At 42.4% G+C, this 14,544-nt stretch carries 9 protein-coding genes; 8 read left to right on the top strand and 1 reads right to left on the bottom strand.

The genetic code is table 11. The features are described from left to right. Positions 1-62: 62 nt before the first annotated feature. The gene (locus KIK04_RS24340; protein WP_442951199.1) at positions 63-233 is read right to left on the bottom strand and encodes a helix-turn-helix domain-containing protein; all 171 of its coding nucleotides are present in this window, start codon (positions 231-233) and stop codon (positions 63-65) included. An 854-nt stretch (positions 234-1,087) separates the two neighbouring features. Between KIK04_RS24340 and KIK04_RS00140 the strand changes: the two genes are divergently transcribed. From KIK04_RS00140 to nikC, 8 genes are all read left to right on the top strand, one after another. Beyond that, entirely contained in the window at positions 1,088-3,010 is a 1,923-nt protein-coding gene (locus KIK04_RS00140; RefSeq protein ID WP_232276343.1) for a P-loop NTPase fold protein, read from the top strand. Positions 3,011-3,192: 182 nt separating this feature from the next. Continuing rightward, positions 3,193-4,020 carry an AraC family transcriptional regulator gene (locus tag KIK04_RS00135; RefSeq protein WP_232276342.1) on the top strand — a complete coding sequence of 276 codons (828 nt, stop codon included), beginning with the start codon at positions 3,193-3,195 and terminating at the stop codon, positions 4,018-4,020. Positions 4,021-4,117: 97 nt separating this feature from the next. Beyond that, positions 4,118-4,483, top strand: coding sequence for a cupin domain-containing protein (locus tag KIK04_RS00130; protein WP_232276341.1), 366 nt, complete (start codon positions 4,118-4,120; stop codon positions 4,481-4,483). 587 nt (positions 4,484-5,070) lie between these two features. Then, positions 5,071-7,488, top strand: a complete 2,418-nt coding sequence (gene helD, locus KIK04_RS00125) for an RNA polymerase recycling motor HelD (protein ID WP_232276340.1) — start codon at positions 5,071-5,073, stop codon at positions 7,486-7,488. Between the two features lie 1,892 nt (positions 7,489-9,380). After that, on the top strand, positions 9,381-10,988 hold the full coding sequence (gene nikA, locus KIK04_RS00115; protein WP_232276339.1) for a nickel ABC transporter substrate-binding protein: 1,608 nt from the start codon (positions 9,381-9,383) through the stop codon (positions 10,986-10,988). A gap of 201 nt (positions 10,989-11,189) precedes the next feature. Then, positions 11,190-12,737, top strand: coding sequence for a nickel ABC transporter substrate-binding protein (gene nikA / locus KIK04_RS00110; RefSeq protein ID WP_232276338.1), 1,548 nt, complete (start codon positions 11,190-11,192; stop codon positions 12,735-12,737). Beyond that, entirely contained in the window at positions 12,721-13,662 is a 942-nt protein-coding gene (nikB, locus tag KIK04_RS00105) for a nickel ABC transporter permease (protein WP_232276337.1), read from the top strand. The genes nikA (KIK04_RS00110) and nikB overlap by 17 nt, the downstream gene beginning before the upstream one ends. Positions 13,663-13,713: 51 nt before the next feature. Continuing rightward, positions 13,714-14,538, top strand: coding sequence for a nickel transporter permease (gene nikC / locus KIK04_RS00100; protein ID WP_232278886.1), 825 nt, complete (start codon positions 13,714-13,716; stop codon positions 14,536-14,538). Positions 14,539-14,544 lie beyond the last annotated feature (6 nt).

Genomic DNA, 14,544 nt, shown 5'->3' with positions numbered 1-14,544 from the left:
CACGTATATCGACATTCCAACCAGACCCATAAAGTGAAGAACTGGCATTTAGTTCATTGTCCTCATGATATTTGGTCTATTTCAATATACCGTTCAACATACTCATCAAACGGTATATTAAGCGCGGTTGCAATGGATTTAACCGTTTTGAAATCTGGAAGTTTTGTTTCCCCGTTTTCAATCCTAGACAAATGGCCCTCATGAATACCAGTTAAATCCAATAATTCGCTAATGATAATTCCGCTTAACGTCTAAATTACTGGATAAGTTCTCCCAAAGGTGTTGGTGTCGGTTCACGATTCACGTTATCACCTTCCATATATAAGTTACATATTAACTTATATATACTATAATCAACTATTAATGTAAATATTTTTTAGATTATTTTTCGTGTAGAGTGAGACAGAAAGTGAGAGATAATAAAATAAACAGATGAACAAATATCTTGTCCAATCTGTTTTGAAAATGTTTTTTATAGTTGTGTAATCACTATGTTGTTACGTATATTTTATTCTCATAATATGCTTTGTGCTTAGATACACTACGGGGGATCGTACCATAAGTAACGGCGAAGAATATTGTTGGGAGTAAGCATGTGAAATGTTGTAGGATATGATAATGGGCCTCTAAACTTACTAGAGTTCCTATGATGAAGTCCAGTGTAAGGGGTGACCCATTATTATAGCTTTTAATATGCACTTGATTCTTTATCGGTGTACTTAAAATTATCGAATTTTATTGGATTGGGATTAATTTTGCTTTATGATTTGAATCCCTAACCCAAATCTCATTTCAAAGTGGGAAAAATTCAGTATTTCTAGTAAGTGGATATTAACTCAAAGGATAAGAACCTTATCTAAAAGGTTCTTATCCTTTGAGGCATTATCGACAACTCTCTATATTCTTTTATCTTCACAGTAAACTATCATCAATTTTAATAGTCAGTCTGTTCAGTTTGTATTTTTGCTAACGATTTGCTTTCGATATTCAAATAATAATTTTATATTTATTGGAACAGAGCAACATAGCTTGCAGGAGGGATTGTAGAAATTGTTGAAATATAAGAATAATATTTGTAGAGAGGTGTATGATGAAGCATATAGAAAAAGCGGTAAATGATTATTTAGAGATTAAAGAAACTACATATTCTCTTTTGATTGATGGCAGTTGGGGCACAGGGAAGACGTTTTTTATTCAAAATAAGTTAATGCGAAATATAGAAGTGAAAAAATACAATTCTTTAAATGATACATCTATTTCTAAAAATATTAAAACAATTATGTACAAACCGATTTATGTTTCTTTGTTTGGCCTAGAATCAATTTCGGATTTGGAAAAAGAAATATTCCTTTCAATAAAACCACGTGTGAAAAGTAAAAGAAATTTGATTAATACAGGCTCACAAATTGGGAATTTTATACTTAATATAGTGGCGGCATTTGGATATCGAACTGGTAATAATAATGTAGATATTCAGCCATTCATCAAAGCTTGGATGGGTATGAAGAGTGAGATGCTTCTTATTTTCGATGATTTAGAAAGATGTAAAATAAATTATGTAGAGCTCTTTGGATTTATCAATAAATTTATAGAGCAAGATAAGATAAAAACAATATTCATTACGGATGAAAAACAAATAATCCGTACAATAGATGCAAAAAGGAATAGAAAAGATACGAGGAGCGACACAGTAGAAGATATAAATATACAGGAATATAAACGATTTAAGGAGAAGGTTATTGGTAAAACCCTCAAGTTTTTTCCGGATGAAGAGATAAGTATTTTATCCTTGATTGAGAAGTACCGATTCCAAGATAATTACTATAATTTTTTAAATTCTAATATGAAGTTAATTTCAAATATTTTCATAAAGACAGTTGATAAAAATCTTAGGTCACTTAATCAAGCATTATCTGATTTCCATTTTATTTATCAACAATTAAATAAAATGGAAAAAGAACATTTAGAATATGCTGCTGAAAAGCTTCTAAAATATACAATAGCCTTTACATCGGAAATTAGATCTGGGAAATATAACAATGAACAATTATTATCTATGAAAAAATTAAAAATTACATCAGAGTTAGTTGGATTAATTAATGGAAAGAGTAAAAAAAACCATCAGGATCAAGAAATAATATTTTCTGATATATTTGTATCCAAGTATTATGACGAAACATCATCTTCACTTATCGGATATGCTTCAATTACTGAATACCTAATTACTGGTTATTTTGATGAAGTTCAATTTACTACTGAAACAAAGTTACCTGAGATCCTAGAGAAATCACCGGAAGTAAAACTATTTGAAAAATACTACGAAATGAGTCAACAAGAGTTTAATGAATGCTATAGTGCAACACTTCAGCGTATTAAGAAAGGTAAACTAGGTACAGCTTACTTAGACGAATTTTATAAACTGTTTGAATACTTTATTGAGGAAAATTTAATAAATGAGTCTAAAGTAGACATACAACTCATATTCCAAGAAGGTATTATTAACATTATAAATGATAATTTTGTTGATCTAAAAAATACAGTAAAAATTGAGCGAGAATACATTGTGAATTTCCGAGTTTATATACAGAATTTGCTTTGGGAAATTAATCAGGAGCAACTTGCAGTTTACCAGAAAAATAAATTAGATGAAGCAATTATGGCAACTGCCTCAGATCCTGATAAACTAATAGGATTATTACAGGGACGTGAGCAAATCACCGAATTATTTCAATATGTAAGTCCGGAGGAATTTGTACAGGCGATAGGAACTATTAAAGATAATTGTAAATTAATTACTTTGCGCAACGCATTTATATATCGATCAGAGTATATAAATACTACTAATACTAAAGAAAAATCCATCGTTTATGAGAGAATGGGAGAACAACTTCAGAAAATGATTCAGGAGGAGGATCTACAGCCTCTTCGTAGACATAATCTCAAAACTATGCTTAACTCAATTCGAAAAATTGAACAAGATCTTATGAGTAAGGAAAATGAACTAGCGTGAAAAAGAGGGTTAGTTTTTTATGTTAACTTTGGACTGACGAAGGGTACAAAACAATTATGGGAAGGGGTCGGGTCTGTCAATATTTTTGTGTAAACTCAAAATGAAATCAAGAGCTGCACAGGATGTACAACGATCGATCGCAGGATTAACAGCCAACTACTATATGAAAGGAGGTATGCAATGTGACAATCGACGTTAATCAGTTAGCAGAGCATCTTGCACATACTCCTTTTCAAGTAGAAGGGGTATATCGATATGCTAGAAATCCAGGTGTGCCTCACGCTGACTATACAGATGCTTTTCCTGGATTTGTGTTTCCACTTGCAGGTAAGGTGCAATTTGAATTTAATGGCACGCCTTATATTTTTTCGCCTGGAAAAGTTGTGCACGGCGGTGCAAAAATGAAACTAGCTCAAAAAATGTTCGGCAAAACCGACTGGGAGTATATTCTTGTGCTATATCGGATATGTAACTCGGAACGAACAGAGTCAAGCTTTTCTCAGCAGCATTTTGAATTATCAACAGGACAATCTCCGCGTCTTATTGAATTAATTAGGCGTCTTTGGCATGTGTATAATCAGCGAGGAGGCATTTCGATGTTTCAGACCGAAATGCTGTTCCGCGATGTACTGAATGAAGCCTTACTATGTGTTGATAACAGGCAAAATAGTTGTGAATCGCAACCTTTATTCGAACGGGTAGCTCATTATATTCATGAATACTATGATCAAAGCCTTACAATAGCATCGCTTGCAGAACAACATAACGTTAATCGAAATCGACTTTCTTACCTATTTAGAAGACATGCAGGTATGGGACCAGCAAAATATGTATTAGAATATCGTTTAAACATGGCGCAAGAAATGCTAGCTACAAGTGATCTGCCGATACAACAAATAGCGCAAACGGTAGGGATTGCGGACCCTTTTTATTTCAGTAGAGCGTTCAAAAAACAATGCGGTATTTCTCCTACTGAATATCGAGCAAAGTTCATCAATAATCCATGCTAATTTCAACAGGCATCCATTCTAATCTAAAAATTCCTTTACTATAATAATGGCAAACATTAAACGCCCTACATAAGCGCTAAATAAAGGAGAGGTTCATATGCATTACCAAGCTATTAACTTGAATGAGAAGCTATCTACATTCAACGATCTTTGGTCTCTGAAAGTCATTGGTGAAATGAATGACTATCAATTTAAGCTCATTAAGATTGCTGGGGATTATGTATGGCATGTGCATGAAGATACCGATAAGGTATTTATCGCGCTCGAAGGGGAGATGGTCATTGATTTTCGTGATGGTCAAGTGAAAATTTCTAAGGGTGAGATGTTTATTGTCCCGAAGGGAATTGAGATGAAACCTTCTGCTGAAAAAGAATGCCATATCATGTTGGTGGAGCCCAAAAGAGTAGTAGACAGTGGCGGTACGGAGTCCGAAATAACAGCAGCCAAAGATACTTGGATCTAGTGTTTCAAGATTAGGGCGTGACATCGCCCCTTTTTAAGACAGTTCATGTTGCATCTCAGCTACGAGCGTATGAATCAAAAACAGAGAGGTTATCATGATATGAAGTAATCAACCGATGACTTGTATGAACTAGTTATTACAACTATATTTGAACTAACCTCTGCAATGCGTACTTGACGTTTATTTAACCTGTCGAATTGGCAGGTTTTTTTACGTGGTAGAACAAAGAATATAATACCTAACACGCTATATTTGCTGGGAGATCGGGAGACGTTGAAACAAGGCTAGTGAATATAAAAAAAGATGCCCTCGGATAAATTCAAGGTCATCTCCTAGCAGCTTAACTTCAAGGGGGTTTGTTAAAATGACTCGCGATCCGGGTCAGTGTTCAGTTCTGCCGGAGGTAAGGATAAAATAAATTTGAACACAAATAAACGCTGTGATATAATCAAGAGCGTAATTTACAAATTAAAATTATATGTATGTAAATTTCTATTCGCAATTTAATTGTACATCTAAAACCTTGATTTGTCAATGATCATTTTTTATCCCATAAAAATGGTAAAAAAGGAGTGTGTTCAGGAGAGATGGATACGAAGGATTGGCAGCAAGAGCAGAAGCGGTTGGAGCGGGTCAGGAACAAACTACAGGCGAGAATAGCTGATCTGGAGCCGAAGGTTGCCGGACTGAGTGATCAGGCTACGGACATCCGCAAGCGGTTCTGGGAAGAGGTTACGATCAACACAAGCACGTACGAAGATTTCGAGGAGACTTTCTATACGATTAACCAACAATCCGCGGTATTGGCCGAGCGGGAGCGCAGCCACAAGCGATTGACGCAGCAATGGAAAAGCATGAACCGTCTGCTCCCGTCTCCGTATTTCGGACGTGTCGATTTTCAGGAGGATGGACTAGGCCTCAGCGAGCAGATCTATATCGGTGTATCTTCCTTCATTGACGAAGACGGTTTGAGCTTTCTGATCTATGACTGGCGCACGCCCATCGCGAGCCTGTACTACGACCATTCCCCCGGACTGGCGTCTTATGTCACGCCGGACGGACGAATCGAAGGAACGATGGAGCTCAAACGGCAGTTTCAGATTCAAAATGGGCAAATCCGCAATATGTTTGACGCGAGCGAAACGATCGGAGATGAATTGCTGCAGCAAGTGCTCGGCAAAGGTGCGGACTCGCAAATGAAGAGTATCGTGGCAACCATTCAGCAGGAACAAAACGCAATTATCCGTAATGACAAAAGTCGGATGCTTATCGTACAGGGGGCGGCCGGTAGCGGTAAGACTTCCGCGGCATTGCAGCGGGTGGCGTACTTGCTGTACACACACCGCCAGACGATCAAGGCGGATCAGATCGTTCTTTTTTCACCGAATCCGATGTTTAACAGTTATATTTCCACCGTCCTTCCGGAGCTGGGCGAAGAGAATATACAACAGACGACTTTTCAAGAATATCTCGACTATTGGTTAGGTTCCTCGTTACGGCCGGAGGACCCCTTTGATCAGATCGAATATGTACTGACCGCACAAGGAGCACCGGGGTATGAGGCCCGTCTTCAGGGGATCGAGTACAAAACTTCCGATACTTTTCTGCAAGCCCTCCAGCACTATGGAAAGTGGTTGGGGCAGGAAGGTATGCAATTCAACGGAATTCGGATGCGGGACCGCGATTTGATTAGCGCGGAGCAAATGAAAGCGAAATTTTATGGTTATGACCGTTCTCTGCCGTTACTTAATCGTGTCGTTCTCTTGCAGGAATGGCTGCTGAAAGAACTGGCTGCATTGGAACGTCTGGAACGGGGAGCGCCTTGGGTAGAGGAGGAGTTGAATTATCTCGATACCGAGCAGTACGCGGAAGTGTTTAGAATGCTGCATAAAGAGAAGGAAGTACTCGACGTTGCGGAACAATACGCCGCAGTTCGCGAGAAATTGAACAACAAGCTCCGGGAAGATGAAGCCGACTTTAACTTCGCGACGAGGGAGGAAGAGCTGCTCTGCCGCAGGATTGTGAAACAATATTTTACACCGCTAAGAAAAAGCGTAAAGAAGCTATCTTTTGTAGATATCAAAGGCATATATGGCCAATTGTTTGTGGACGAAGCTGCTTATCGGGAGCAAACGAATGGGGCCGTCATTCCTCCGCTGTGGCCTGAAATATGCAGGCAAACGAAGGAAGCACTGCACCGGAACGAGTTATTGTACGAGGATGCGACTCCGTATTTGTATGTTAAGGAACTGATCGAAGGCGTCCAGACGAACACGGAAATCCGGTATGTGTTCGTTGATGAGGGGCAAGATTATTCATCATTTCAATATGAATATCTGAAAAAGCTGTTTCCCCGTGCGCGGATGACGGTGCTCGGCGATTTCGGGCAAGCGATCTTCATGCAGGCCACAAGTCTGGACGCGTCCGATTCGCCGCTAGTGCGCCTTTTCGGCGAAGCCGAAACAAGCCTTGTCCGCCTAGTACGCAGTTATCGTTCAACCAAGGAGATTGTTGAATTTACGAGAGAGATGCTTCCAGGCGGGGATGAAATTGCACCGTTTGAGAGGAGAGGCGAAAAGCCCCTTCTGACGAGACTGGGCGGTGGGGAGAAGCGCGATGCGCAAATCGTGGCCGACATCGCGGCGCTTAGGGCCGAGGGCTTCGAATCTATCGCAGTCATTACGAAGACCGCAGCTGAAAGCCGAAAGGCCCATGAATCGTTACGGATTCAAGGAGGCGAAGCTCTGCAGCTCATAACGAAGGATACGCTCAACTTTGAAAAAGGAGTGATGGTCATTCCTGTGTATCTCGCCAAGGGTGTCGAGTTCGATGCAGTCTTAATCTTTGATGCTTCGCCCGAAGCTTATGGCCGGGACAACGAACGCAAGCTTCTGTATACGGCGTGTACGCGAGCTATGCATCGGCTTCATCTTTACACGACGGGCGATTGGTCGCCGTTCGTGCGTGCCTTGCCTGCGAATGTGTACGAGATAGCGCCAAATTGATGGATCGGGGGTGACGTTGGCCGCGCTGCGCTGCTGCACTTCATTCAGCACATCTTCGGCGCAATCTATAGCCCGTCATCAAGGCCGTTCGGAAGCAAGAATCCCACGACGGCTCCTATTTCCGCATGTCGACGTCGATCAATGAACAGAGCGATTTGTTCCTCGACCATTCTTTCCTTTTTATAGACGATACCTTTAAATCAATATTTATCAATATTTCCAGATTGTCGAGAAACCTCAGTCTTTTTCTCAAGACTTGGGTTTCTCATTTTTTTCAGATACAGAAGCGAAGCGAATGGGAGTTCCCCGCGTTTCGCTAGGCGATTGATATGCTCCCCTTACTGTCTTCCCAAACATGTCGAGTAATCACCTTTCGGTGATTTCGAGAACGTGCACACGTGTTCAGTAGGGAGTAGTTCTTGCAACACCCCGGATCAGAGGCATACTGCCTGTAATCCTCACGGTTGGTTGTTCGGTATGCAAGCCGTTGCTTAACTGGACAGACGTAAACATTTTGCTCGGCATCATACGAAAATGTCCACTTTGGAACTAATCCCTGCACAGGGTGGAATCTACGGTGCGCAATCACAGCAAAAATCCCTCGGCTTTGTAGCCCTTTACAGATAGGTGTAGTCAAATAACCAGAATCCAAGGCTACTGCTTCGACTTCAAAACCGAATCGCTTCCTCACTCGTTTTTAGCGCTTTTTTCGTTTCCCTTCCGATCTTCCTCTACTGTTGCATGAAGCTCGTTCATATCTTCTTTCATGTTTTGCAGTCCTAGCCCTAAGAACTAGCGGTAAGCTAGATGGGTTTGAATATCGTATTCCAGTTGGCGTTCAGAGCAAATGCCATAAAAATAATCGAGAAAGCAAAGTTAGTTCTTAACGGTTGCCACAGTGACTATATCGTCAGATTTACTTCGTTTTGATTTCTAACGGTTATAGGTGAGCTTATTTGTCGAATTCATTCAAAATCCAGCTGTTTTCATCGTAATAAGCGCCCTCATAACCGTTAAATTTGGACTGGGTTCGTATTCGCTGCAATAACAACTGTGGCGACCATTAGGAGAGGAGGCATAGTGAATCAGCTAACCATCAACGGTTAGGACATAATTAGATCAACTGACTACCAACCGATAAGTGCGAAGCTGCTTGCCGTTTTCTCAATGAAGAGAAATCCTCGTCTTAACAAACAGAGCTTTATCAAAAATGTCAATATTTATAAATATTTCTATAAAAATGCGAAGGAGAATGTATACAAGTTCATTATCATTCATACCTAATCCAGACAAGCCTACGATTTAATAAAAGATTACAAGAGAAGCTACTACAAAAAAAGGTCATCTACATCCCATATTTATGATCGCTTGTTTCCTGTACGTGTACTTGCCAATAGCGCATTCATCATTGTTACTTAAATGATGAGCCACCCCCCATGCTCAAAGGCAGTGGGGGCTCTTTTGCGTGTGCGCATCGTAACCCTTTCAAAAGGATAAAAAGGTTTTATTTGTTATAAAATTTTACTCGAGCAAAAAAAGTTTCCTCTGTACAAAACTTTTAGTGTGGTATAAAATGGGTGGTAGTTAAATGTTTAGCAACTTTTGAAGAACAATACCATGTTATGCCCTTCAGATGTAACCTACAGCACGCCATTTCACGATTATCCCACACCGCGTTTAGATCAAACTTACGAATACTACAGCGCTCACCTAAACGGATTACCCACACACGTTCACAAAAATAAAAATAAGGCTCGTATTGACAACTAAGAAGGAATGTTGTTAATATCTGTTTAATAGTAATGATTACTATTACATAGAGCCGCATTTTTGCTGCTCGATTTTTTCGGATTAAGTTCGTAATAATTACGTATTAGGAGGGTGTTCTTATTTTGATTCCATCATCAATTCATCAGAAGGTACGAAGAATTGTAATCTTAAGCCTATTATTGCTCTGCGCGGCTATGGTATTGCACGGATGCAGTAGACCAGCATCAGAGGCAGGAAGTAGCGAGACGAAGACCCGCACACAGGATGGTGTTGGCGGCGAGAAACCTAAGCGTGTGACGCTCGTTTACAATTTCAAAACAGGGCTGCTTGACCCACACAATAGCGCCATTCCATTGCGAGCAGGCGTAGTTGAAACACTTGTGCGCTTAAACGAGAAGCTGGAGGTAACACCATGGCTTGCACAAACATGGACGGCAAAAAATGATCGTACGTGGATATTCACGATTCGCGATGGAGTTACGTTCCAAGATGGGACGAAGTTGGATGCGACAGCTGTCAAAGCGTCCTTTGAACGCGGGATTGCGGCTAGCAAATCACTGGCAAATACGTTAAAGATAGCAACTATGGAAGCCAAGGGACAACAGTTGACCATCGTCAACTCAGAGCCCCATCCATCGCTTCCTTCAGAGCTAGTAAGCCCCTATGCCGCCATTATTAATGTCGAGGCCGAACGGAAAATGGGCACAGCAGCATTCAACCATGCCCCAGTTGGGACAGGTCCGTTTAAAGTCAAGCAATTTGCGCCGAACATTGAAATATTGCTAGAGCGTTACGACGAATACTGGGATGGCCAAGCAAAGCTGAATGAAGTCGTCTTTAAATTCAATGAGGACGGCAATGTAAGATCGTTAGCTCTCCAAGCCAAAGAAGCCGACATTGCATACTATATTCCAGCTGAAATGGTAGAGTCCGTGCAACAAGATGACCAGCTTAGCGTCCATTCCGTGGAAAGCCTTAGAGTTCATTTTTTGCTATACAATAACCAAAATCCACTTCTCCAACATGTAAAGGCAAGAAAAGCAATCGACTTGCTGCTAGACCGTGAAAGCATAGCGCAAGAAATCATGCTTGGACATGCAAAGCCTGCTAACGGTCCATTTAATACGAAACTACCTTTTGCCAGCATAGATGCAGTACGGCAGCTGAATATCGCTGAAGCGAAGCGATTGTTGCAGGAAGTTGGGTATAAAGAGGAGTCAGACGGGCGGCTTACGAAAGATGGCGTCCCGTTGACGCTAGAACTAGTCACCTATAAAGGACGGCCAGAGCTTCCGCTCATCGCGCAATTGCTGCAATCGGATGCAGCGAAGGCGGGAGTTACGATTCACGTTCAGACGGTGGAGCAAGTAGATACGTATTTGCGGGAAAACAAGACGTGGGATGTAGCCACATACAGTAACTTGTCGGCACCACGCGGCGATGGGGGGTATTTTTTAAATGCAGCTTTAATGCCTGAAGGGGCCTTAAACGCAGCTAGCATTCATAGTGAAAAGCTTATAGCTGAGGTGAAGCAATTAAATGCAACCAGTGACATAAAGCGGCGCATGCAGTTGACTGCGGAGGCGGTTTCCATCATTAAGGAAGAGACTCTACATTCATATGCCGTTTATCCGAACATCATTGTTGGGGTTAATAACCGTATCATCAATTGGCGTCCAACTAGTGAGGAGTACTATATCATCACTAACAAATTGGATGTGAAGTCATAAAATGTTAGATATAAGCAACATTTCTTCACCGCTGTAGCCCGAAAGAGTCATTCCATAATAAGGGTTTTGAATTAAGATGATAACAACAATGTATAACTCGGCTTACACGGCGTTTAGCATCTTAAATCGGAATCTGAATCGATATGGAAGGATGATGAACATCTTATGCGAATCATTAGAGGCTTAAAGAGGAGAGGATTTATGGGAATGGGAGTGGCGATGTTAACGCTACTCAGCTTGGGACTTGCAGTGACGGCGTGCGGCGGTAGCGAACAAGCCAGTCAGTCGAATAAAAAGGTAACGCTCATTTACAACTTAACGTTTGATACGTTAAATCCTCATCATAACTGGGTAGCGTTGCGAGCAGGTGCCGTCGAAACGTTGGTACGTCTGGACGAGAACGTGCAATTAAGTCCATGGCTAGCAACGGATTGGAAAGCGATTGATGATCGGACATGGACATTTACGATTCGTACAGATGTACAGTTCCATGATGGAACTAAACTGGATGCGTCAGCCGTTAAAGCGTCATTGGAGCGAGCTAGTAAAGAGAGTAAGTCGGTTACGAAAGCGTTGAATATCGAGAAAATGGATGCAAATGAGCAGCAATTAACGATTGTTACGAAGACTCCACATCCGGCGCTTCCTTCTGAACTCGTTAATCCCGTGACAGCAATTGTCAATACGGTAGCTGAGCAAAAAATGGGCGCGGAGCAGTTTAATCGTGCTCCAATTGGAACAGGGCCGTTCCAAGTAAGCCAGTTTACGCCGGACAGTGAAGTGCAGCTCAAACGATATGACCAATACTGGGACGGTGTGGCTAAGCTGGATGAAGTATCGTTTAAATTTAATGATGATGCCAACGTCAGAACATTAGCCCTGCAAGCGAAGGAAGCCGATATTGTGTACCATCTCCCAGCAGAATCGCTGACTGTTGTAGATGAGGATCGCGAACTGACAGTAGAATCTGTTCCAGGCTTACGGGTGCACTTCTTGATGTATCATTTGCAGCGTCCGCATATCGGTGACGTTAACGTAAGAAGAGCACTTGACCATTTAATCGATCGCACGACAATTGCCGAGCAGATTATGCTCGGACATGCTGCTCCTGCCAACGGGCCATTCCATTCAAGTTTGCCATTTGGCAGCAAGGTGCCTCACCGCGAGTTCAATCATCAGAAAGCAGAAGAACTTCTCCTGCAAGCAGGTTATACAAAAGGAACAGACGGGAAGCTGACCAAGGACGGGAAACCGCTCAAGTTGCGGCTCATTACGTATAAAGTTCGTCCTGAACTGCCGTTAATCGGGCAACTGTTACAGGCGGAAGCGGCGAAGATTGGTATTTCCATTGAGCTAAAGATGGTGGAAAATCCCGATACGTATATGCGTGAAAATGAGGACTGGGATCTTGTTACTTATAGTAATTTGTCTGCGCCACGCGGTGATGGCGGATACTTTCTCAATTCCGCTTTTATGAATGGAGGAGCGCTTAATCCCGCTCAAATTCATATCGACCCATTAGAAGCTGTGCTTAAGCAACTCAATCAACAAAAAGATGCCGACGAGCGAATACGTTTGTCTCAAGAGGCTGTACAAATCATTAATGAAGAAATACCGCATTCCTACGCGGTGTATCCGAATATACTCGTTGGTGTAAATAAGCGGGTTATAAATTGGAAGCCGGGGGCGGATGAATATTACTTCATTACGAACAAGATGGATGTGAGATCGAATGTTACGGCTCGTTAGAGTACGTCTTTATCAACTCGTATGTGTGCTTCTATTACTATCCTTGCTCACGTTTACATTAATGAAGCTGGCACCAGGCAATCCGGTACTGGCAATTCTTAAGTTTGATGAAGTAGCGATGACAGCAGCTGACGAAAGCGCGCTTCGTCAAGAATTGGGATTTGACCTGCCGCTTTATGAGCAGTATGGCCGCTGGATGTGGGGGCTGCTTCAGCTCAATCTCGGACAATCGCTAATGAGCGGGAAGCCTGTCTGGGATGAGATGATGCACCGGCTGCCTATTACGCTGGAACTGACAGTTGGCGGCATGCTCGTCATGGTTATCCTTGCGTTGCCGCTCGGTTTGCTAGCCGCCAAGTATGCTGGCCGCTGGCCTGATCATGTGAGTCGCTTATTCGCCTTAATCGGTGCTTCTATGCCAAGTTTTTGGCTCGGTCTTATTCTTATTTATTGGTTCGCATTTAAATTAAACTGGTTGCCAACGATGGGCAGCGGCAGTATGCGGCACCTTATTTTGCCATCGGTTACGTTAGGTTTTAGCATGGCGGCGGTGTACGCTCGCCTAATTCGCGCGGGATTGCTGGAAAGTTTGACACAGCAATATGTCAATGCAGCACGAGCAAGAGGTGTTGCGGAATGGCGCATTGTCACGCTGCACGCACTGCGGGCTGCGCTGCTGCCGGTCATTACGGTATTCGGCATGAGTCTAGGCAACTTACTGGCAGGTGCAGTCGTTGTGGAAACGTTATTTTCCATGCCAGGACTAGGCAGCATGGCAATAGAAGCTATCGTTCAGCGGGATTATCCTGTTATTCAAGGGTATGTGCTGCTGTCGGGTGTATTTGTTGTCATCGTGAACTTAATGGTCGATTTAGGCTACAGCTTGTTAGATCCTCGCATTCGTTATAACAAGGAGGAAATGTAAATGAGATTAAACATTTCTTCGTTGCCGGATCAACGGCCCAAGCACGGTAGCATGTGGCATAGTGTCCGGCGCAGCCCGATTACGATGCTAGGTATGAGCTTAATGACGGTAATCGTACTCCTTACGCTTGTTGGTCCTTATGCGGTGCCGAATGATCCGTTAACCGTACAAATGTCCGAGCGTCTGCAAGCGAGCAGTATGCAATATCCGCTTGGCACCGATCATTTGGGAAGATGCATTTTTTCCCGACTCGTTGCCGGAGCTGAAGTTACATTAGGTATTTCGGCGCTTATTATCGTCACCGTTACGGTCATTGGCATACCGTTAGGATTGTTGTCAGGCTATGTAGGCGGTCGTCTAGACACGGTATTAATGAGACTCATTGACGGGGTTAGTGCATTACCTGAGTTTATTATCGCAATTGCGATTTCTGGTTTTTTAGGTCCAAGTGTCACGAATTTGGTCTTAGCGATCGTGCTTGTAAAATGGATCGGCTATACGCGTGTTGTACGTAGCATTGTGTTGTCTGAGCGGGTGAAGGAATATGTGTCAGCGGCTCGTGTGGCGGGATGCGGCACATGGACCATATTGTGGCGGCATTTGTTGCCGCAAATTATATCGCCTGTCATCGTGCTTGCTGCGCTGGACATTGGCAAAACGATCATGCTCGTCTCCCTGTTATCTTATTTAGGTCTTGGTGCACAGCCGCCAATGCCAGAATGGGGAGCGATGCTGAACGACGGCCGTCCCTATTTTCAAACTGTTCCAGAGCTTATGATTTATCCGGGATTAGCTATTATGTTAGTCGTCATTTCATGCAATCTGATTAGCGATGGGCTTCGGGATACGTTGGACGTCCGTGGCACACCTAAATAACGACTT

Origin of the sequence: Paenibacillus sp. 481 (genome assembly GCF_021223605.1) — a bacterium.
GTDB lineage: Bacteria > Bacillota > Bacilli > Paenibacillales > Paenibacillaceae > Paenibacillus_B.
Note: the sequence above shows the minus strand (reverse complement) of the source record. Positions and strands in the feature narration are given on the sequence as shown.